Consider the following 21254-nt stretch of genomic DNA (forward strand, 5'->3'; position numbering starts at 1 on the left):
CGAATCTATCTTCTCTTGACCAATTTCACTTATTTGTGGGTTTTACCCGGTCTAGCCAACTTTGGAGGCATCACTCCGCCCACCTCCTTGTGCGATCTTTTGGAAATAACGATCTTGGCGTTCAACGTCGATATAGGGATTGGGGAGACCTGTGGCTATAGCCTCCCTTTTGGCTTGAGCGAACGCTTGCTCGCCAATCTCGGCTAGTTCTTCGAATGATAAGTCAAAAGTCGACTTCTTCGTCATCGCTCGCTTCTACCTATCGTCGACTTGGGGGCATCGTGCCTCACCCATTCAAGCTGTCTTTTATGCCATAGAATTTGTGTGGCATAGAGATTGGTGTCTGAGCTACTCAAGGGCTACGAGAATAGCCCTAAAATGAAGAGGGCTGACCCTTGCACAAGCAGCGGAGCCAGCCGTATTATCTGTAGAGTAACACCAATGAATCTGGAGAGGCAAGAACTTCAGTCCTCCCCACTAAAAACCGGATAAGTTCGGCAACTTTGTGTTACTTGCCTCACCCCCCTTTTTTTTGCCCTGGAATTTGCCCCCACTAGCCGACTGTAGACCAAGCTAGATGCATAGCACCTTCTTCCCTTATGATAGAAAAGCGAAGGTGGTCGCAGGCATTGATTTTTCTAGGGCTGAAGTGAAGATTCTCACCAACCTGACAATATTCTCACTTACCGTGAAAACCGACATCGGTGTCCGGCTTTTTCTGAGAAATTTCCAGCTTTTTCTGAGAACTCTCAAGTTATTAGATCTCAAAGTTAGTGAGACATCGGATTATACAATTCCTTACTATTTTATATTCAGTTCCATGGAAAACAGGACACTAATTCACCGAAAGCTGGACATTTTGATGGATTTTCAGCGAAGCTGGGAAATCTTAAATATTCAAATTTTGGAAGTGAAACAACAGTTGCATAATGCTAGGTGCCCGATCTCCGGACAAATTATATCCGTTGATGAATACGAGAACAATGTAGCTAGAGGAAAGTATGGAGCTGTGAACTCTCCCCTGGCCGCACAATGCCCCGTTTGTTCCGCCAATATGGCTGTAAGGGCAGGAAACACTTCGGGAAGTAAAAGACATTTTTCTCATCCGCCCAAAAGCCCTTATTGTCCCACGATGCTCCTGCATCGAAGCCTTATCTTGAGCTCCGCCCCAGGAGCCCCGATCCGGCAGCCGCTAAAAGAGCACGAGACTTTTGTCGGGAAAACATGAAATCTGTATTCTGCCGAGTAAAGCAGCTTGTCCCATGTCTCAAAAGCGAAGAGCTTGAAGCGTTGCTAAAAGAAGCAACCAAGCTAAATTGCTATGCTTATGCAGACCTACAGGATTGGCAAATTCCCTATATATTAGTGATGCTTCGGGTCTTTATCCCAAGTGAGAGTCTTAAAAAGAGTCGAAAAACCAAGATCCGCTTTTTCTATGATCAATCAGCTCGTGATGGCGAAGCGCTTTGGATTGACGGAGACCTGCAGGCAAAACTTTTTCGAGCTTTCTACTGGAAAAACAAGGTAGCGAGGATCGATGAAATCTCTGTAACCGCTGACTATCTGGCAGACAAGAACGCTAGTATCGCGCCATGGCAATTAGAACGTTTCCTGCGCTACGTTTAAGACGGGAGACAGTCAGCAAATATATTTGGCATTATTTATACTGGAGAATGTAAAGCTGCGCATTCATATGATTGATTGCTAGTTCTGACATCCGGAATAAATTTTCCCATTCCGCAGAAATTCGAATTGAGGGCTTGTCAACTTCCCTTGCCAATTGGGGCTCCGTGCCACCAACGACCTGTCTCTCTTTCCGCCTTTCCAATGACGGCACTTGCTCTACATCAGTTGGTACGCCCTGCATACGCCTATCTGCTTTTCGAGCTTGACGTTCCATTGCAGCTTCACGCTCCAAGTCTTCACCATACATAATGGCGTTATTTAGACTTCCTAGCCAGCGCTGCGAACAATCGCCTACTGCCGCCTCAGCTTTCGTTTTCGCTATTTTTCTGGTTCTAATGTGTGGCAGAGCCTATGCCGACGACAAAGCTGTCACCAAATATAAGGACTATCTTCCCGAACAACTCCTACAAATACCAGAGGCAGAGCGATCAAGTTCGGTTCCCATCATGCTCCTCCAGGCGGCTAACTTGGCGACGTCTAAAGGAGGTGATCTCGTCATGCAGGCCCACTTGAACACGCTGATGTATGACGGGTTGGCTAACTATGAAGAAGCTAAGAGGGTGTTTCAGGCTGACCTTGGCGATGCGCAGACAGGCGCACTGACCGTTTGGCAAATTTACACTCTTGGCTATCGCGCTTCTCGCATAAACATGACCGACGTCAGCTTCTTTCCTTTTGATTTTGGGGGAACGATGAGCGAGAAATGGGCTTACGTTAAAGGTACGGTGAAAATCTTAGATGAGAAGATCGCCTACCCCGTCAACCACGTCGATATAGAATGTAGTCGGGACCAAGGAACCTGCACCTACCGCCAAGTCGTCCTGATGCTGCCCGATAAAAATTCCTGGGTACAATCTTACCAGGTGGCCGCCTTCTCCGACGTGATCTACAAAATAACACGCTGGGAGGGTCAGCAAATAGATGCTGCCCCGCTAGAAAACAACGCCTGCCGTAGCAACCTGTTGAGCTTCAACTTTGAGACAAAAGAGTTTTTCGAGATTGCTCGCAACAACTCGGCAAGGGACTGCAAAACATTAGGCGTGGCCTTACCTCGCCTCGATAAGCCACGTGCGTCCCAGATCGTCGACGGTCGTGAGATAACCAATGGAGAATTCAAGCGTATCAAAGACGAGGCATACTCGTATTTTTCGAGCGCTTTTCGGGCCCGCATTGACGCACTCTCCAGCGATAAAAGTGCTGTTCACAAATGACTTTTGAAAAACCGGAATGGCAAACATCGCAATGCAGCAGGCCGCTTCGCAAAATAACCTACTTGCCAAATTTAACCTAATAGGTTAATTTGAGCTTATGGAAAAGAAGAAGCCTCACTGCAAGCTGTCCGTTGTCAAAACGCTGGTCGAGGCGGGAAAAGTCCGCGCGACCTACAGTGCGCTTTCCGGGGCCGCTTCTTTGAGTTTGGATATCAAAGCAATGAAGGCAACGATCCTGGCGCTGACCATGGGCGACTTCTACAAGAGCATGACCACTTACGCCGACCACACGGTCTGGCAGGATGTCTACAGGCCGAAGACGGCGGTCGGCGAAGTCTATCTCAAACTGACGGTCATCGATGATGTGCTGATCGTGTCCTTCAAGGAGTTATGACGATGAAATGTTTGATGTGTGGCGCGGCCGACCTGGTGCATGACACCCGAGACATGCCCTATACCTATAAAGGTGAGACGACCCTCATCCCGGATGTGGAGGGCGACTATTGCCCGGCCTGTGGCGAGGCAATTCTTGATGAAGAGCAGAGCGAGCGGGTTGGTGCGGCGATGCTGGCGTTCAACCGCGATGTGAATGCGGCGATTGTCGATCCGGGCTTCATTCATAGCGTGCGCGTGAAGCTGAAGCTGGACCAGCGTCAGGCTGCCGAAATTTTCGGCGGCGGCACCAATGCCTTCAGCCGCTACGAGCGGGGGCGGACAAAACCGCCGGTCGCGCTGGTGAAGCTCCTGAAGCTGCTGGACCGGCATCCAGAACTGCTCGACGAAGTTCGAGCGGCTTGATGCGCCCGCATAGCGATGCTGAGCATTCCATTCTGCAATCAGCATAATTTGCTATCAACTCAGCGTTGCGAAGGAAGATATGGTGGCCATCTTCAAGTATTTCAGTGAAGAGGCACATGCGCGCGCCTTCATTGACAGGGGCAAGCTGCTGATGCGATGCCGCTCAAGAAGTGATGGAGAAAAAGCCTGAAGAGAAATAGGGATAAAGATTCAGGGCTCCAAGAGCGAAAGCCGTATGCGAAAGGGTGTTTTGAGCTATACTTTTGAATAAGTATGCAGCGGACCATGGGATCAATTTGAGGTTGGCTGACCTTTTTTGACGGCGTGCCCAGAGCCCTGGTCTGCGACAATCTCAAGGCAGCCGTGGCCCGACCGCTGTGGTTCGTGTGAGTGCTGGAGCTATTTTCCCCAAAAGTGCTGTAATGAAAATTCCCCAGTTTGAGAGGTGATGTGCTTGTCCCAGGGGGCATGCCCCCTGGGACAAGCATGGCGCAAACTGGTCCTGCATCATCCAAGGGAGAGGCAGGCCGTTGATCAAACTGAAGGAGATTATCTTGATCCATGATTTGAAACGGGAAGGACTGAGCATCAGCGCGATTGCGCGGCAGACAGGGCTGGACCGTAAAACCATCAGAAAGCATCTGGATCGGGGTGGGGAACCCATACCCTCACCGATCAGCAACGGCTCGATCTGCTCGAGCTCTTCGAAGAGCGGTACCAGCGCAGATCCACCATCATCACCGCTCAACTGCCGGTCTCGGCATGGCATCAGATGATCGGCGAACCCACCATCGCCGTCGCCATTCTCGACAGAATCATCCACAATGCTCATCGCATCGAAATCAAAGGGGACAGCATGAGACGAAAAACAAACCGAACCGGCTTGACCGACGAAACAAACACTGAAACCATAACCCATAGTTCATAATCGCAGGACAACGATCAACCCTGACAAAACTGTCCGGGAATTACTGAAATCCCTGTCCGGGAATTTGTGAAATCACTGTCCCGTATTTCTGAAATCCGCAGGTCTACTGGAAAAGTTTCGATGATGCACTGAAGGGGTTCATAGGGTTTGGCGTCATTTGACCTCCTCCTCATACCCAAGGTTTCAGCTTATTTAAATGAATTTGCGGCCGTCTCGGTGACGTTTTCCTCCTTCTTCTTCGTCTCTTTGCCAATGAAAGCGATGCTTTTGATCTTTGCCCGATCGATTTCGATCTTCGCATCTTTAAAGGCTTCGCTCTGAGGTGCGTCTTTGGGAAGCTGAACAAACAGTTTGTCAGACCCCAAAAGTGAGAGCCGTAGAGGTTTTGTACGCGCCTTCAGTTCGCCTTCACTACCGTCAACGGGCGATACCTCTCTCTGGAACAGCTCGGGCCAATCCTCCACTACGCTCTTGTCGGCCACAAGAACTACATAAACATCGCCGCCTTGAGAGAGCATGCGAAGATTGTTTTTCATCAAACCATGAGCTCTTGGGTAGAAGAATACCAAGACAAGCATCACGATTGATACTGCCCCAACAACTCGACCGAAGCTAATTTTCCTGCACCAAGCAGACGAAAGAACCAATAGGCACGACGTAAACACTGCAACGACAAAACTTATCAACCCCACAGCCATTTCACTGTTCACACCGTCAAAACTTACTTCGCCAAACCGGTCAGAGAGCAGCCCAATGGAAAAAGACCACCAAACCATAGCCACCCCAATATCCATCCCGATCATCGGCAGCAACCACCCCCAATCTTTTTTTTTAGCTCGCTTTTGAATATCACTTTTTTTGAGTTTTTTTATCAGTGCGATACGTCTCCTTCCTTGGTAGATCGCACCAAAAAGAAAGACCGCAAAGCCGGCAGCGGAACCAAAGGCAAAGGCCAAACTCACGCCTTCAGACATTAGCCATGGACCGAGGGAAACAATTCCAGTCATCACTCCAAGCGCCGGAGCACAGGACGATACCGCGAGGTAGTGGTCATGAAGAGCGACCTCGTCATCATTCAGACCATCCCTGTCTTCCCGCTTTGTCAAACTGCGTTCATCGAAGGCTCGGTATGCTCCCGGCACCAACATGATAATTGCGGCAAACAACGTAACGATGAACGAGATTACAAACAGCGTAATCACATGCCCTCCCAACGTGCTAAGCACATCCAAGACAGGCAAGCCTTGAGACGCCGAATAGGTAGTTATTAGGATCATAGGCAAGATGCCACCTACCACGCCTGCGAATTTGGCGATTGGCGAAATGAGGTCCTTGGGAATTTTTTCCCAAGTATTCCCGATGAACTCCCAGAACGACGACAGACTATCTTTGTTTTCAGTGTTGCTTTTAAGATCATGCTTGTCTGAATCTTTAGCCATAAATGGTCCTTCTCAAAAATTTTCGTTCAGCAAAAAACGTCGTAAAGACAGCATGCGGACCCCGAACTTTGGGATTCAACTCAAAAGAATTTAGGTCGAAGTTTCAGGGCCGTACTATGGTAGTATAAAGTGTCCCAGACAAGGAGACGCCGAGCATGCTGACACCATCAGAAACAATCGAATTCGAATACAAATGCGTCGAATGGAGAAACTTTGAAGCTGAGAATGTTCAGTCCAAGTTTGACGCTCTGAGCCAGGAAGGCTGGGAACTGGATGGGCCCGAACACGTGAAATCGGGCATGTTTGCAGATTTGTATTGGCAGCAATTTAGGCGCCGAAAAAAACCTACTGATGCAGAAAGAACCTAGAGCGCAATATGCAGAATTGGAAAATCTGCGCCAGTTCGCTTCGCATAGAATTTGCCGATATCCTGCAGCGCCTTGGCAGCGATGGAATGATGTAAAGCGAAGGCCAACTGGGTTGATACCGGGACCTCGCCAAAGAAGCTCCAAACATGGCCAATATGAGCCATCGCATATTCTTCATCTTGCAGGCACCTAACAAGGCCATCGGCGTCCAACTGCTTCAGATGAGGAGCATTTACGGTCGTCAAAACTGATGAAAACTTCTCCATTGAATCTACCACTCTCATTCATTGCTGCTTGCAAACATTTCCCATATTTCTGAATTCGGTAAAGAGCAGACCCTCGCAGAAAGCAATAACATCCTCGAGCAAATACTGGCTTCTCAGCGTGGCTGGATCACTCTTTATTCGGACAAATTTCCGCCATGTGTCGGATCGCACCGACAATTGGCTACCCCTCAAAATTTTGTTTGCATAAGCACTGTCCACCCAGACACGGCCTGCGCACCGTAAAATGTCAGCTGACAAGAAACCGACCACATATTTTTGGGCACCTTCTTGCTTAAAGTACCTTGGCTTTACGGCTCCCTCGCAGACAGCGTCAAGGAACCTCTGGCCACTAAAATCGTGCAGCCTTGATGCAAATAGATAAGCACCTGCAAGTGACAGTAGCCGCTCTTGATCCGTATAAACCTTGGGTGCCACCCCAGAAAGCCGCCCCAGAAGCCGCCTGAATGACGACTGCGTAACCCGTGTAACACCGTGGGCCACCCAAACGCTGTCGCATTGCTCAAGGTGACCTGTCTGTACAAGGTAGCCGAACATCCGACGAGTAAGGCCAAGTCCACGAATGATCTTGCTACAGGAGATCGTCGAAACTTGGTCTCGCGACAATTGATCAACACACCCCCTCGAAATCCGATAAACTATCTGCCTGCCTATTTGCAGCCTGAACCCCCTTAAAACTTCGTCGTCGAATAGGGTGTTAAAGGTGTCGCCGCTTACACCAAGCATCTTGCAGGCTTCTGCTTTTGTCAGATACTGGGATTGACGCCTCTCAGGTTGGTAAATGAGGCAGCTTCCTCGCCCCGTGGCAAGCGCTTGTTGGGGGTCGGACATGACGTACTCGGACATAAATGCCTTAAGTGGTCTGTACCGTCCCTCCTTATCCTCATTGGCCACTATCTGGTAGAAGCGGCCAAACGCTGCATGGACACCTTGGCGGAACTCGGCCGATGGAGCTTCCCGAGCGTGATGGACTTGCACAAGATAGTCAGAAAAGCCGTAGGGCCAGTCTAGTAGACATGGCGCGACCAACCTCAACGCCTGAGCCCAGTCAGTATTGGAAATTGTCCAGTGTTGATCTTCACGACTTGGATGAAACCTATACAGCAACAGTAATGTCGATATGAGGTCTGCCAGGTTAATCGATAGCCATGGCTCTTTGACGTCATTTTTTTCATCACTGAAGGGCACGGCCATTTTTGATAACAGTAGTTGCGCAGCCCTAACATCTACGCCAGATGCCGGCTCTAGAGCGGTCTTCCGTATATCAAAGTCACAACATTGGCAGTGAAATAGCTTCGGACGACTGGCCGACAGCTTTGATCCACATTTCTCGCATTTTCTTGCCAGGTGACGCCTATGTCGCGGACAGACGATCACGGCTTTATATTCCCAAGCCTTAAAAGCGTACCCAAACTCAGCCAGGCAGGCCGGACAAACTTTGGTAGGCCCCAACTCAACATGAGCTACATCAAGATAGCCATTTTCCTTAAGGTCCAGTATTCGGTGATTATCGACGCTTTCCATACGAAAAGTGGTCATTTTCAATTTACCAGCATTAAGCCCAAAGCGAGGCGGCATTGCTTCCGCCAGTCTATCCATTGTAGCGAAGTTTACGATGAATTGCGGCCCATCGCATAAACTGGGTATCCAAGATACATTAGAGTAGAAGTTGGCTTGAGCCAGCCTAATCAAAAAACCATAAAAGCTCTCGCCAACTTCTGGCTGCAAAACTGTTAGCAGCTTGACTGGGGGATGGAAGCCCTCCTTAGGGCTTCCTATTCCCTTAGTTTTCACTGTTTTTTCTCCGCGAGAAACGGATTCAGGACACCGAGAAGCGAGTCCTTATCATCCGCCCTTACGCGATCATAAGCTTTGGAAAAGTGGCTCACTTTAAGCTCAAGCTCCTCCTCTTCCAGCGCAACCATTCCCGCCTGCTGTAGAAGACGAGCAAGGTAGCCCATTCGCCCTCTGCAGGCGATATGTATGCGCCGCGCCATTTCTTCATGAGCAATCATTCGAGCGTTTCCGAATGGGAGTTCTTCAGCGAAGAACAGCAGCAACGTTTGCAGCCTTTCCCTATCTGCTTTGGTCGAGAACGGAAGAGGACGGAGTTCCAACTTTGTTAGAACCCGACGTTCCAGTTGCTGGTTTTCACAGATCACACGCGAAGTACTTGGCAAACCAACCAACAAGAACGGACAGTTCACTTGGATGACCAGCTCTTTCAGCCAATCTGCTGAGCAATAAGCCACCTTCTTGTTTTCGCGGTCGATGAAGTGCTGAAACTCATCGAGCACAATCAGTGATACCTTTTTCTTGCGAATAAGTGCCACAACTCGAACGGTCATATCGGTAAGCGTGCCCTTGTTGTAGCAAGGGTCCTCCAATGCGACCAAAAGGCTGGACGCAAGGGCTTTGGGAGTACAACTGCTTGGAACCATCACAAAGAGCACGGGCTGCTCAACATGTGCTTCTTTAACCCTCTCCCGCACAGCATTGATATATCGGTTGACCAGAGTGGATTTGCCACTTCCGGTGTCGCCATACAGAAGCATCAGGTTGGAAATATCGGATGCTTCCGAAACCTGATGAAACAATTGGATCTGGCGGGAAAGTTCCTGGGTAAAGTCGTACTCGATGAACAGCTTCCTAAACCGACCAAGTGCGGTAGCGGCGCCTGAGGAAAATTGTGCGTCAAACATGATTCATACCTCCGTTGCTTCGGGTTTGCCCCAACCAAACTTCGCGGCATTCTCCAGCAGATGTGCGATGTCAGGGTCAGCATCAACCAGGGTTTCGGATGACGGGAGAAGTTCATCAAAATCCACCATGATCTTGGCCGCTTCGGAGTGAGATGAGCCCATGTACTCCGCCAAACGAGCTGTTCGCTTACCGGATTGTTGTTTGGACTTTCTGGCCTTGACACTTAGCATTTCGTCAATGGCTTGACGATGCTCTGCCAAACTAAACTCTTGTTCGCCCGCCTTACGTCGAGCATTCACCTCGGCTCGAATTAACTTGTATTCCCACTTACTCAAGCCCGCCATATCCGGCTCAACACAGGGTACATTAATGTACTGCTGCGCTTCGTCGTCAAAGGCATAGACCTCGCCCAGGTCAAGCGGATTAACTTTCACGTTGATTTTGACGCCTTGCCCAATCCTCCGATACATTGCAGACAGCGCCGGGCAGTTGTAGCGGGTATTGAACATGCTCAACCCACCTTGATGCAGTGTCGGATGTGCAGGTTCCCCCAGCAAAATATGAAGATCGGCAACGTTCGCCGGCAGTTCAACTGGGGTTTCTTCGACACCAGAAAGCCAACGCTTCACGGGGAAATCGTCAATTCCCTTGTGAAAGCTTCTGGAGTAGACATCAACTACCCACTTGAAGAAACCTTCATAGAACACGTCGAATGGAATGACCGCATTCTTGACGGCGTCATAGTCGCCCTTCTTGATAACATTGGAGAAGGTCCGGCCTTTAAGACCAGCAAGTATGCCTGTGTTAACAGTGCGGAAAAACCTTTCAACGACAGCCTTGTAATGGGGCTGCCGCACCGGACAATAAACCAGATCAATCCCCAACACATGGCATGCATCACGCAAACTTTGGCTATGGAACTCCATGCCATTGTCCACGACAAGAGACCTCGGAAGACCGAGGCAAGGATAAGTGCCCGCGATTGTGGAGAACCGGCTAAGAAACTTCACCTTATCCATGATGCCATGCTGCAGGCAGAGCATCACACTTTCGTAGCCAGGAGAGGTAAAGCCCAGATAGATGCCCCAAGGCATTCGGCTATACACATCCATGGCCACTGTTAAGGTCGGACGTGCCACAAAACCATCAATAGGCACCAAGACATCGATATCCAAGACAGTGTGATCTACCAATACACAATCTAGTGGTGCCTCAATTTTTACACCTGCACCAATGTGTCGATATTTCTGATCTGCAGCAGCCTTACCTTCGCGTTTTAGCGCGACTTGATAGGGGTCCAAAGTCCGAACATAGCGGTAAATTGTTGTCAAGGAGGGAATCTTAAATCGATCCTCTTTCGCCCTACTTGTGTTTTCCTTAACAAGGGCCGGCAACACGTAGGTTTTTGCCACATGCTTTAGGCAAGGCCGCTCCCGAATTAGGTATTTTTCCTCGAGCACCTCCGAGATTATCTGTTCGACTTCTGGCGACATCACGGTTTTTTGCTTACCACGTCTCGAATGACGAGGCGCAAGTGCTGCCGGAGATTTTCCCGCTTTCATCCATCTCCCATACCAATCACTAAGCGTCGACCGCGATGGGGGTGTCGGATCGTTGAGTTTAGTGGCTATACGGCCAACGACATCGGGAAAACAGGATCGAATAGAGACCGACGGCACCAGCTTATCCAGTTCCAGCATGTATTGTTCGCGAGTTCTTACGATCGCCAACTGTTCTTCGGACAACATATCGAGTGGTGCGATAGGGGTGCCATTCGATTTGTCACTGCCAACAAGCAAGATAAGTTCACCGGCGAAAAACTGCCTCTCAATCTCGAAACGGCTCTCCGCCCAACGCTTTCGATGCTTGATGTTTTCGAGAACAACTTGTTGATCTCGCTGAACTTCTACAACAAGGAGCTCCGCTCCATCTTTGACAAAACGTGTACCTGCTTCAATTTGAAAACGTGCCATGATTCATCTCCTTAATGGCAGTTAGGAAGGTTTCAGGCGTGATTTGTTGATTTAGATTGAGAGAGAGGTAGCCTTGCGCGACGCACCGCAAGACCGGTGATATCTCACCATCACAAACGTGATGCGCGAGCATTCCAAGTTGGCAGCGATTGTGGCCAATAAACGAGAAGATGCGCCGAACCAGTTTTGTATCTAGCGGACGTTTTGTTTCACGCATCAACCGCACGACATTGCCTCGAAGCGGTTCCTGAAAAATTTCGCTTCTCAATGCCAACTTGAATTCAATATTTTCTGCCCGTAGGCGCCTGGATATTTCTTCCAGCCTTGCCATGACCACGTCATCTTCAAGCGCCTCATCTGGCTTTACCTCGGCAAAAAAAGAGCCCTCGCGGGTCTCCACAAGGGCATCTGGGGTGTATCTAAAATCAGTCCATTTAAATGTTTTGGGTTGAGACCTAAAGCTGACTATTCGAGGGTCAACTTCCAACCATTGAAAGTATCCCCGCTCCACCTGGCTTTCCCACGGGACCAGGGCGCCATTCTTCCGACTGGCGTGGTACCCCACCACCCTATGTGTTGTTCGCCTGACAATTTTTCGGGTCATAGCATGATCTCCTTACCATGCTCGATTCGGCTATCCCATTTATCCTAATAAGTCAAATCTTTGTGCTTTTAGTATTGATTTTGATGCGGAAAATATATATTTTTCACAATTGACGGACCATTTTGGGCTGTTAGAATTGAAAAAGAGACGATATCCAGAATCCGAGTCGGCACGGGTGTAATGATGGGAATTGGCAAATGTTGACAGGCAGACAAATTCGCGCAGCGCGAGCCATGTTGGATTGGTCGCAGGACACCCTGGCGCAGAAGTCGGAAGTTTCGATCGCGTCGATTAAGCGCATTGAGCCGCAGCATGGTGTGCCGAACGTCACAACCAGAACGCTGATGAAACTCGAATCTACATTCGTGAAGGCTGGAATATCGTTTGAAACTGCGGACGGTCAGTTGATCGTGAAGTGTCCGAATTCGTTTGCCGCATAATCAGCGCAAAACTTATCGACAGTTTCAGCTAGGCCGGCTCATTTCATCATACGCGTCCGGGAACAGCACTCTCTTACCACGCACAACTGACCGCCCATCTGCACGACTTCATCAATGCCTACAACTATGGCCGCCGTCTCAAAACCCTGCGCGGCCTCACTCCATACGAGTTCATCTGCAAATGTTGGGGAGATGAGCCCGAAAGATTCAAGTTAAATCCGCACCATCAAATGCCGGGACCAAACACCTAATTAAGCTGCAACGTTGTGGCTCAGTCTGACAGATATACACATAAGTTATTTCAACACGCTTCGATCTCACCATCAGAACAAAAGAATTGTGGCGGAATAGGCAGACTATAACGCCGACAGGCGGTTAGGATGAGTGGGAAAAGATTGAGCTTCCATGCAGTCAAAGCTTGAAGAGATTTAGTCACTTTGCATTCATCAGTAACGGCTCTCTTGAAGGCATTCGGGTCTTCCGGTAGTTCAAGTCTATTGAACGCTGTTCCATGATGATCTTCTGACCTGAGCCCGAACCATCTACCATTCAAGCGTAGAGTCCCTTGTTAAAGAATTGATCATTTTGAGCTGTGTTTGCAAGCATCATGGGGGCATGCCCCCATGATGCTTTTGTCTTTCTAGCCTCGATTGGGCTTTGGCCGCCGAGGGCCGAATGCGGGCGGACATGGTTATAGTCATGCCGCCAGGCGGCCAGAACCCCTCGGGCCTGCCGGATGCTGCTGAACAGGGTCTCGTTCAGACACTCATCCCGCAAGCGACCGTTAAAACTCTCGACAAAGCCATTCTGCATGGGCTTGCCCGGCGCAATATAGTGCCAAGCCACGCCGCTGTCCTGACACCAACGCAGAATAGCGGTTGATGTCATCTCGGTGCCGTTGTCACTGACAATCGTGTTCGGCTTGCCGCGCTCGGCAATCAACCGGTCCAGCTCCCGCGCCAGACGGACACCCGACAGCGATGTATCGGCCACCAGGGCCAGACATTCCCGGCTATGATCATCAACGATGCACAGGATGCGGAACCGGCGGCCATCGGTAAAGCTGTCGCTGACAAAATCCAGTGACCAGCGTTCGTTTGGCCGAGACGGCAGCGCGAGTGGCGCCCGTGTGCCCAAGGCACGCTTGCGGCCACCCCGCTTCCTGACCTGAAGGCCTTCTTCCCGGTACAGTCGCCGGAACTTCTTGTGGTTCACCTGAACACCCTCCCGCTCCAACAGAATATGCAACCGCCTGTAACCAAAACGCCGACGCTCATGGCTCAGCTCTTTCAACCGATCCCGCAGCGCCCGGTCATCGGGACGCCGGGACTGGTATCGGACCATGCACCGGTCCGCAGCCACAAGACGACACGCCCGCCGTTCACTCACCTGATAGCTTTCCCTCAGATGAGCGACCGCCTCTCGCTTGACAGCGGGCGTCACCATTTTTTTGAATTCAGATCTTTCAGCATGGCAACATCCAGCATTGCATCGGCCAACAGCCGCTTCAGGCGCAAGTTCTCGTCCTCAAGCGCTTTCAGCTTCTTGGCGTCCGAGACTTCCATGCCGCCGTACTTGCTCTTCCACTTGTAGAAGGTGCTTTCGCCAATACCATGGCGCCGACAAACTTCCGCTGGCGGAACCCCGGTCTCCTGTTCCTTGAGGATCCTGATGATCTGTTCTTCGCTGAACCTGCTCTTCTTCATAGTCCGTCTCCTGTGTGACGGACTCTACTTTTAATTGGCCGGTTTTAAAGGGCTCAGGTCACTTCGTTTAGCCATATGGGTTGCTCCGATTGCTCATTCGGCATCCACAACTGAAACGAACAATGTTCCATATGATCATTCTGAAATTGGCGGATGTCGCGATATAAATCTGCGCATTCCCAAACCGTGGCGTATAGAGCCAGTGTCGGATACAGAACGCTTCCTGCCGTAGCTTCCTTTCTTACGTCATCACTTTTGCAATCAGTTAGCTCAAGCAGCTGTGAAAATGTTGAATACATGCAAGGAAATTGGCCACGAGTTTCATATGAAAAGATCGAGCGGCGGGTGATTTCCTTAATCCACTCCTTGATATATTCCGAGTATCCACTTTCCCGGCCCAGAAGCATTACCGCCAATGAAATCTCTGTGTTGTGATCGTCTTTCGTCGGCTGAAGGAGAGTAGGGTTGTTGTTGATTGCTTGCGCTAAAATTTCCCTAGCTTGATGAAACAACAGACTGCATTCCCGCTCCTGCTCCTCAAGCCCCTGGATCCGTGCCACGTGCCGAAGCCAGTCGTTCCAAATGCCACAAAGTGCGATACGCCCTAAGACATCAAATAGCTTTAAGTTCAGCGACAGCTCATTGGATGAACGTGTGGCCGATGAGAGGCCATGCTCGACGGATGCAACAGGACCAATCTTTTCATAAATGAATGCTCCAGTTATTTGCCGATACGCGTCGAGTGTCGAAAAGAAGACGGCAGCTCTAGCCTTGTTAAGCTTGCCCCGCTTTCCCATGCACTCATGAGTTCGCGCCCATAGGGCTAATAATGCGAGCTCGCTTGCCAGGTAAGCGGCTTCCAGATTACCTGCATCCCTACACCAAGCAAAAAGTGTCCATAGGCACAGTAGAATTTGTCGGCTTGCCGTCAGTTCTTGCTTCGAAGTTCCTAAACCCGATGTGAGTTGCCTGACTAACGTTCCAAAATGGCGGTGCGAAACTTCTGGTTCATCTATCAGCGCTAGAGATTTCCTCAATAGGCCGCGAGCTTCTGAGGGCATCAAATCTTCACGTAGCAGGTGCTCCTGGATAAGAGCCGCCAAGCGGTCACCGTTCCATTCTTCAAACGAAATTTGTAGTGTCGAATTTGTTCTAAAGAAACCGGATACTTGCTGGCGAGTAGCTTCATGGATTTCACCTCCCAGGCAAACACAAATGGCGATCGGTTTGTCTTTGTGTTCAGGAGGCAAAATCAAAGGAATATATGAATCTATGATTTCGTTAAGTGACGGACGCAATGATTGGTCGCTTGCACCATCCCATGTCGTCCTATCCAAATTTCCCGCTTTAACTGAAAATAAGTAGACAGTTTCCGAACCTCCATTGATACGGCCGACGGCAGCGATATCGACGCCAAACTGGCGTGTACCGATTGAAGGTTTAGAGAATACATTTAAACCCATTTGACTGAGCAGGTCGGGCAAAATCGCATCTAGCTCTTTGCGCTCGCGCAAAGTGGCGAGATATTGGCGAAGGATTAGCTTCATTGTTTAATCCTTTCCACCCGGAAAATCCGCAGCATCAGGTCCAAATCATAAGGAGTCAGAATTGACATTCTTGGAACAGTCATAGAATGCCCATGCGACTGCATTGCAATTTCACTTCTGTGGGGTTGCCCATTGAGATCAGTGATAGTGAATGCCGCTTTGTTGCCGTGTAAAATAACTGACTTGGAAACCATAGAAAGCAATACGGATTTTGCCTCTCCCGCTTTCATCGCCTGTTGGGTTTTGGCCGCCATATTCTTCATATGTAGCTCCTGTTCCGACTTGGGCGCAAAAAGCTCTGGTAGATTCCCGACATTACGTAGTGCTTCGTAATATTTCTCGGAATTGGATAGTGCTCGATTGATGCACTCCTGGGTCTCAGGAGTAAGTTGGATTAGAGGCTTTTTGAGGAGCGCTTCGACGTCAGCTGGATAGTTCAGCAATAGCGGGTCTTCCAGCAACTGCGTCAACGCTTCCAATGCCTCATGAGACGAGGTTAGATTCATGAGGGAGAGGATGAAAGTGGTCGCTGAGCTTGCTTCATCAAGGAAAAAGTACCCAATTGCTTTACGCGCCAGGAATACAACATGGACCGGATTGTCAGGTTCAAACTCAGCTTTGTGTGCGCAGACTAAGGTTTTTGTCGAATGCCGCAGAACTAGTCTGGCCACAAAATTCTTCAGGCCGTTTCCTCCTGCTAATAGCCACCTGGTAACTATCCTGCTTGTTATATCTTTATCTGCTAGGATCGCCTGACGGGTCGATGCAAACGTCTGAAAAACATCCAAATCCGGAACAGAACCCGACAGACTTTCTATGAAACATAATGCGACATCTCTTTGGCCTGCCTCAATTAATTTACATACACCTTGATCAATGAAATCCCAAGTTCCAGAGTTTAAAATAGGTGTATTTTGAAGCTCTTGAAGCAAAGTGGCCAGGAGGCCTTCCGGGATATCCTTGAGCTCCCAAGCAAATAGTTCGGCGGCTGCATGAAGCGTGTGTTCTTCAGGGTTTTCCAATAAGAACTCGATAGCCCCTATTGTATCATTCATGACTGATCGGTTTGATTGGCAGATATGAAACAGTGTCTTTAACGCAATTCCCCTCAATCGATCATCGTTTAGTTTGATTGAGGTTGCTATCGCTAAAGCACAGACTTTGGCAAAGCCAGGTGCTTCAGAGAACGGGATTCTTCCCACAGAAAACATGGCTTTTCTACGCAATTCAATGTCGTCAACCTGCAATAAGCGGATGCAATAATTTATATATTTTTCAGGATCACTCCTGCAGCCCGATTGAACAATTTGAGGCATCAAACTCCCGTATTGATCGATCCTCGCCTCCAACAGAGAAAATGCCTCGTTCTGACGATCTTCATCGGCAGCAAGCCAATCTGTTAGGAGGGGGAGCAAGGTGCCAGATGAAAGGTCATTTCCTGCCTCTTTCGTCAGATGCATAATGCACTGCATCATTCGCTCTACGGAGCCATGAAGATATGGCATGGCCTTTTCAAAGGCACGCCGTAGCAAAAAATAGTCCCTGCCACTTTCCGCGGAATTTCTAAGATGAAGAAATGTGCCGATTATATCGAGGTGAGAACTGTTGTGTAGCTCTACAAGCAACCCATAAAGAAGGTCACGATTCTTTCTTTCCATGAGAACAATAGCATAGATGGTTGAAAGCAATTCGTCGCCAAAACCAGCAGCCAACAGGCGACTACGCATCTCCGTACCGGTATCTATTTCAGCTGTCATCTTCGTCTACCATCGGATTTCCAAATGATCTGAGCGTCATTGCCGCCTCGAGGTACTGCCACGGCCCAAGGATATGCTGGATCTTCGTCACGCTCGTACTGGTAGAGATTTATCGCCGGGCTGTTTCTACGGTCAAAGTTACGCCCCAATGTAAACACAACGCTATTTTGGGCGGCAATCGTCAGGTGAATCTTTCTAGCCCCAGCCAGTGCCCGCATGAGTGTTACAAACTGATCGGCCCATCTATCCTGCTGCTCCCTATCCCAGTGATTATTGGGCTGATAGTCGCCGGAATCCATATGAACAAGAGGAAACTCCGGAAAGACCTTGGCAAGGGCCAGGAGATCCGCCTTATAGGAAATGGACAGGGCAACAACGACCTCGTCGGCCGCGCCGGCCTCTTCCACACCACTAATCGCGGCTTCCCTGGCCTCTCGGCCCTTGGCTTTAATATGGAACCATTTGCCCTTGAACCGGTCCCAGTCCATCACTTCCACTTCATTGTCATCATCAATTAGATAGCCGGCTAAAAAGGTAAAAGGCACTGAGGCAAGCCCGCCGTAAATCACCGTGACATCCTTTTTGTCGACAGCCTTAACGCGGCCATCAATATCCCGCCGGATATACAGCACCTCCTCTAGGGATTTCTCTGGGTCATCCACCCTACTGTTTCCTGAAACATAAGGCGTCTGATCAATGAATATCTCTTCTCGACGACCGATAAACTCAGGCGGCACTGAACTTGAAAGGGTTCCATTTATTGGAGTTGTCAACCCTCGGTGTTCTACTGTGACCAGGCGTTTCCGCTGGGCATCTCTCCAAAGTGTTTTCACTTGTCGCCATTGAACAATCAGTCCGACAATCAATGAAGGAAAGCCGGCACCAAACATAAGCCATTGGATTACCAACGGCCAAGTTTGGCGATCAGATCCGTCAAGACTTACCGTCAAAGGCCCATAGGAAGCATTTACATCAAAAAAGAAGCCAACCGAAAGCGCTGAGCCAATCAGGAAGATACCTACTTTGATAAACGGCATTGAAGGCGAGCGCCGCAGATACAAGAACTTAAGAAAATCAAAAAAAGACTGAATTGTACCTGACATCTCCCTCTCCCCCTATGAGACCACTATGCAAAACCGTTCCGACTTCCCGATACAGTTCCCTCGCGCATCGACGACAAAAGCCTGTACCCAGTGGACTCCCTCATAAGCGGCATGCTCCCATAGGCTCTTCCCTGTTTCGTTACTAAAATCGCCACGCAGTTGCCTTTTCTTGGCAGCCATCTTGCCAGTGTTTGTTACCCGCCAGTGAATGGTGCTCCCAACTGGGAAAGACGGACCATTTGGCCGCACCGGGCGTCCAACTGCTCTGAAACATATATGCTCTTCGATACCAACCGCACCGCCATTTTCAATTTGGCGCAGCAGTGGACCGTGCTTCTCCGGATGTATCGTCGCCGTTACCTGAACAAAGCAATTGGGCATCATCGGCCACTGGGGATGTTTTTCATATGAGGTTTGAAGGGACAGCGACTTAAGAAAGGCATGCCCGCCTGTGACAAGACGCTCAATAAGTGCCTTGTCACTTGAAAAACCCTGTTGCCGTGCGAAGTTACTCCCCTCATACAAGGCTGTACCGCTCGAACTTGAGCGTTCTCCAAACATGTTTGCCATCAACTCCCGGTGCCGTTTTGCGCTTGCCCCGGCCATTTCTTCGAGGTTGGCTTTCAGGAGCTTCAAATCCTCCAAAAAATATTCCTGATTGGAAGGTACGGCGGCAGAGGCCCTTCTTTCGCCGGGCCACCGATCTGTAAGTTCGTCAGGTTCATAACTCGGGTTAAGTACAATCCCCAGATCATGCGACATAATCCTGATCAGATGGTTTGTCATATGTGATAGAACGGAATAAAGGCTCCGATCTTCCTCATCCAGGTAGTCTGCTGACAGTTTGGATAGGAGGATGGATGGTATTTTTTCGATATTGCCTTTGCGCCGGCTATCCTGCATGTCCCGCCAGCGCTTGATTAACTGCAGGGCCACAAGTTTTGGTGGTTTTTCGTCTAGTTGCTTCTGGTCGGGAACCGGATCAACACTGGCTTTAGCTGCCAAATGCCGGGCTTCCAAAACTTGGGAAGGCAGAACCCTCTCGTCAAACCATAAGGCAAAGCCCTCAGGAGCCGCCTGCACGTGGTCCTCACGCTCTGGATGGCAATCAAAAATCTGGCATGGACGAGACGGCAAACCTTTAGCCAACAAGACAGCCGGCGTTACATCCAGATGCATATCGCTATATTGCACCTGCACACAGCGGCGCTTTTTCTCCACTTTTCCCTTATATCGGCCCCTGTTCAGACTTCTGTGGATGCTATCTAGAACCACATGAGGATCATTGTTTGTGTCAATTTTCATCTCAAGAATGAGGTCAATATCAAACTCATCCTTTTCATCGGAATTGGAGATGGTTGTCTGTATTCTGAATGAACCCTGTGGATAAATATGCGGCGAGAACTTGGCAACTTCGCTTTCTCGCTCATTCAAGTGATCAGCAATGGCCCTGTATCGCTCCTTCGCGAGATCGTACTTCGAAGGACTCAATTGGATTTTCTCAGCTATCTCGTAGAGAGCAGCATCAAGTGCTTCTTGATCGTAGTTCAACATAGACATCGGCAGCAACAACATCCTAGAATAACGCAACTTTCAGTATAGTGTCTAAATTAGGAACTACGCTCCAAAAAATTCGATCCCCGCCCAAAAAACTAGGCTCGTTCCTTGAAGCAAAGCGCCCATTTCAATAAATTCTATAATCATCACGTTAAACTTGACCAACAACGGATCAAGCGACTGAAAAAACACATCGTTTCAGTGAGCTCTTTTCTTAAAAAATCAATTCTCGCATCGCGGATCGTCTCCATACAGGCCCAAGGCTCTTGGCGGCACGGAACCATGATCCAGCCCCTTCCCAAAAAAGAGTATGATGCGGATATACTTGTGATCTTACAGCCAAACACCCGCTGGAGAGTATCAGATTATATGGATACGTTTCATGCGACCTTCAAAAGGTGCCCGTCTTATGCGGGAATGGTTTCCAGAAAAACACGATGTATTACTCTCGATTACAAGGGTGACTTTCATCTCGATGTTGTTCCCTGTGTAGTATGGCGAGAGAGCGAGTGGTTGATTTTCAACAAAGAAGTCTATTTTGTCTGCAATCGTAAAGATGGCAGGTTTGAACGCACTGATGGAGACGGATTTGCCCTCTGGCTGGAAGAAAAAAAGTCAATTGTTCCGGGAGCGAACTTGAGCAAGGTAATTCAGTTGCTGAAATATCTGCGCGACCATAAACAAAATTTTTCCGTGAAATCCATATTGCTCACTACGCTCATTGGAAATTGTATCAAAAATACCGAACGCGGTACGGATTTCGCGGACCTTCCTACCAGTCTGCAGACCGTCCTCTCAAGACTAGACAAATATCTAGCCAGCCATACAAAGGTGCCTATAATTGTGAACCCAGCCTATAAGGTGGAAAATTTCAACAGGAACTGGGAAGAAGTAAATTTCCAGAATTTCAAGCGCTGCATACATTCCCTTAGATTGAGAGTTGACGACGCAATAAATGAACGCAGTCGGAATCTAAGTCTGCAAAAATGGCAATCAATCTTCGGCCCCCAGTTTGGCGCGGATGATCGATAGCTGACACATTACCAATTTCCTGAGTGCAAAACTCTCTTTTGACCAGCTCAGCAACCGCACTACCTGTAGGTTCTGGTCGCAACTGGACCTCGCCGAAAGGGCAGGAGTTTCAATAGCT

Annotated in this window: 20 protein-coding genes and 3 pseudogenes; 11 read left to right on the top strand and 12 right to left on the bottom strand. The window is 49.2% G+C overall.

Annotated elements, in window-relative coordinates; translation table 11 throughout:
* Window positions 1-577 precede the first annotated feature (577 nt).
* The gene (locus ACOOGA_RS04265) at window positions 578-1228 is read left to right on the top strand and encodes a hypothetical protein (RefSeq protein ID WP_420429566.1); all 651 of its coding nucleotides are present in this window, start codon (window positions 578-580) and stop codon (window positions 1226-1228) included.
* Window positions 1225-1626 (top strand): hypothetical protein, encoded by a 402-nt coding sequence (locus ACOOGA_RS04270; protein WP_420429568.1) that lies wholly within the window; start codon window positions 1225-1227, stop codon window positions 1624-1626. Before ACOOGA_RS04265 ends, ACOOGA_RS04270 begins: the two co-directional genes overlap by 4 nt.
* A gap of 31 nt (window positions 1627-1657) precedes the next feature.
* On the opposite strand, the gene ACOOGA_RS04275 is transcribed toward ACOOGA_RS04270, so the two are convergent.
* Complete coding sequence (locus ACOOGA_RS04275; protein ID WP_420429570.1) at window positions 1658-1933, bottom strand: hypothetical protein; 276 nt, start codon at window positions 1931-1933, stop codon at window positions 1658-1660.
* A 1-nt stretch (window position 1934) separates the two neighbouring features.
* On the opposite strand from ACOOGA_RS04275, the gene ACOOGA_RS04280 reads away from it, so the two are divergent.
* From ACOOGA_RS04280 to ACOOGA_RS04300, 5 genes and pseudogenes are all read left to right on the top strand, one after another.
* Window positions 1935-2897 carry a hypothetical protein gene (locus tag ACOOGA_RS04280; RefSeq protein ID WP_420429572.1) on the top strand — a complete coding sequence of 321 codons (963 nt, stop codon included), beginning with the start codon at window positions 1935-1937 and terminating at the stop codon, window positions 2895-2897.
* Between the two features lie 97 nt (window positions 2898-2994).
* Window positions 2995-3291 carry a type II toxin-antitoxin system MqsR family toxin gene (locus tag ACOOGA_RS04285; RefSeq protein ID WP_420429574.1) on the top strand — a complete coding sequence of 99 codons (297 nt, stop codon included), beginning with the start codon at window positions 2995-2997 and terminating at the stop codon, window positions 3289-3291.
* A 2-nt stretch (window positions 3292-3293) separates the two neighbouring features.
* Window positions 3294-3695 carry a type II TA system antitoxin MqsA family protein gene (locus ACOOGA_RS04290; protein ID WP_420429576.1) on the top strand — a complete coding sequence of 134 codons (402 nt, stop codon included), beginning with the start codon at window positions 3294-3296 and terminating at the stop codon, window positions 3693-3695.
* A gap of 530 nt (window positions 3696-4225) precedes the next feature.
* Window positions 4226-4354: pseudogene (locus ACOOGA_RS04295) on the top strand (helix-turn-helix domain-containing protein); the annotation flags it as partial.
* Window positions 4348-4623: pseudogene (locus ACOOGA_RS04300) on the top strand (ATP-binding protein); the annotation flags it as partial. The pseudogenes ACOOGA_RS04295 and ACOOGA_RS04300, both read left to right, overlap by 7 nt.
* A 188-nt stretch (window positions 4624-4811) precedes the next feature.
* Here the strand turns inward: ACOOGA_RS04300 and ACOOGA_RS04305 are convergent.
* Window positions 4812-6062 (bottom strand): hypothetical protein, encoded by a 1251-nt coding sequence (locus ACOOGA_RS04305; protein WP_420429578.1) that lies wholly within the window; start codon window positions 6060-6062, stop codon window positions 4812-4814.
* Between the two features lie 155 nt (window positions 6063-6217).
* Between ACOOGA_RS04305 and ACOOGA_RS04310 the strand changes: the two genes are divergently transcribed.
* Window positions 6218-6430, top strand: a complete 213-nt coding sequence (locus tag ACOOGA_RS04310) for a hypothetical protein (RefSeq protein ID WP_420429580.1) — start codon at window positions 6218-6220, stop codon at window positions 6428-6430.
* On the opposite strand, the gene ACOOGA_RS04315 is transcribed toward ACOOGA_RS04310, so the two are convergent.
* From ACOOGA_RS04315 to ACOOGA_RS04335, 5 genes are read right to left on the bottom strand one after another with little or no spacing between them, the layout of a single operon-like run.
* Complete coding sequence (locus ACOOGA_RS04315; RefSeq protein ID WP_420429582.1) at window positions 6427-6696, bottom strand: hypothetical protein; 270 nt, start codon at window positions 6694-6696, stop codon at window positions 6427-6429. The genes ACOOGA_RS04310 and ACOOGA_RS04315 overlap by 4 nt on opposite strands.
* A gap of 18 nt (window positions 6697-6714) precedes the next feature.
* Complete coding sequence (locus tag ACOOGA_RS04320) at window positions 6715-8508, bottom strand: TniQ family protein (protein ID WP_420429584.1); 1794 nt, start codon at window positions 8506-8508, stop codon at window positions 6715-6717.
* On the bottom strand, window positions 8505-9416 hold the full coding sequence (locus ACOOGA_RS04325) for a TniB family NTP-binding protein (RefSeq protein ID WP_420429586.1): 912 nt from the start codon (window positions 9414-9416) through the stop codon (window positions 8505-8507). Before ACOOGA_RS04325 ends, ACOOGA_RS04320 begins: the two co-directional genes overlap by 4 nt.
* 3 nt (window positions 9417-9419) lie before the next feature.
* Window positions 9420-11390 (bottom strand): Mu transposase C-terminal domain-containing protein, encoded by a 1971-nt coding sequence (locus ACOOGA_RS04330; RefSeq protein WP_420429588.1) that lies wholly within the window; start codon window positions 11388-11390, stop codon window positions 9420-9422.
* A complete protein-coding gene (locus tag ACOOGA_RS04335) occupies window positions 11371-11994 on the bottom strand; it encodes a Tn7 transposase TnsA N-terminal domain-containing protein (RefSeq protein WP_420429590.1) in 624 nt (207 codons plus the stop codon). Before ACOOGA_RS04335 ends, ACOOGA_RS04330 begins: the two co-directional genes overlap by 20 nt.
* Window positions 11995-12191: 197 nt before the next feature.
* Here ACOOGA_RS04335 and ACOOGA_RS04340 point away from each other — a divergent pair, with 197 nt between their 5' ends.
* Window positions 12192-12434, top strand: a complete 243-nt coding sequence (locus ACOOGA_RS04340) for a helix-turn-helix domain-containing protein (protein ID WP_420429592.1) — start codon at window positions 12192-12194, stop codon at window positions 12432-12434.
* Between the two features lie 77 nt (window positions 12435-12511).
* Window positions 12512-12685: pseudogene (locus ACOOGA_RS04345) on the top strand (IS3 family transposase); the annotation flags it as partial.
* A gap of 298 nt (window positions 12686-12983) precedes the next feature.
* Here ACOOGA_RS04345 and ACOOGA_RS04350 read toward each other — a convergent pair.
* The 5 genes from ACOOGA_RS04350 to ACOOGA_RS04370 all read right to left on the bottom strand — a co-directional run bounded on the left by ACOOGA_RS04350 (window position 12984) and on the right by ACOOGA_RS04370 (window position 20101).
* Window positions 12984-14140, bottom strand: a protein-coding gene (locus ACOOGA_RS04350; protein WP_420429594.1) for an IS3 family transposase whose coding sequence is annotated in 2 segments (ribosomal slippage) — window positions 12984-13888 and window positions 13888-14140 — 1158 coding nt in all. Because the reading frame shifts where the segments join, the coding sequence is not laid out codon by codon here.
* A 53-nt stretch (window positions 14141-14193) separates the two neighbouring features.
* A complete protein-coding gene (locus ACOOGA_RS04355) occupies window positions 14194-15687 on the bottom strand; it encodes a hypothetical protein (RefSeq protein WP_420429596.1) in 1494 nt (497 codons plus the stop codon).
* Window positions 15684-17444 carry a hypothetical protein gene (locus ACOOGA_RS04360; RefSeq protein WP_420429598.1) on the bottom strand — a complete coding sequence of 587 codons (1761 nt, stop codon included), beginning with the start codon at window positions 17442-17444 and terminating at the stop codon, window positions 15684-15686. Before ACOOGA_RS04360 ends, ACOOGA_RS04355 begins: the two co-directional genes overlap by 4 nt.
* A complete protein-coding gene (locus tag ACOOGA_RS04365; RefSeq protein ID WP_420429600.1) occupies window positions 17441-18547 on the bottom strand; it encodes an SAVED domain-containing protein in 1107 nt (368 codons plus the stop codon). Before ACOOGA_RS04365 ends, ACOOGA_RS04360 begins: the two co-directional genes overlap by 4 nt.
* 12 nt (window positions 18548-18559) lie before the next feature.
* Window positions 18560-20101, bottom strand: a complete 1542-nt coding sequence (locus tag ACOOGA_RS04370; RefSeq protein WP_420429602.1) for an SMODS domain-containing nucleotidyltransferase — start codon at window positions 20099-20101, stop codon at window positions 18560-18562.
* A 111-nt stretch (window positions 20102-20212) separates the two neighbouring features.
* Between ACOOGA_RS04370 and ACOOGA_RS04375 the strand changes: the two genes are divergently transcribed.
* Entirely contained in the window at window positions 20213-21136 is a 924-nt protein-coding gene (locus tag ACOOGA_RS04375) for an SMODS domain-containing nucleotidyltransferase (RefSeq protein WP_420429604.1), read from the top strand.
* Window positions 21137-21254: the final 118 nt, after the last annotated feature.

The organism is Kordiimonas sp., assembly GCF_965216265.1.
Taxonomy (GTDB): Bacteria; Pseudomonadota; Alphaproteobacteria; order Sphingomonadales; family Kordiimonadaceae; genus Kordiimonas.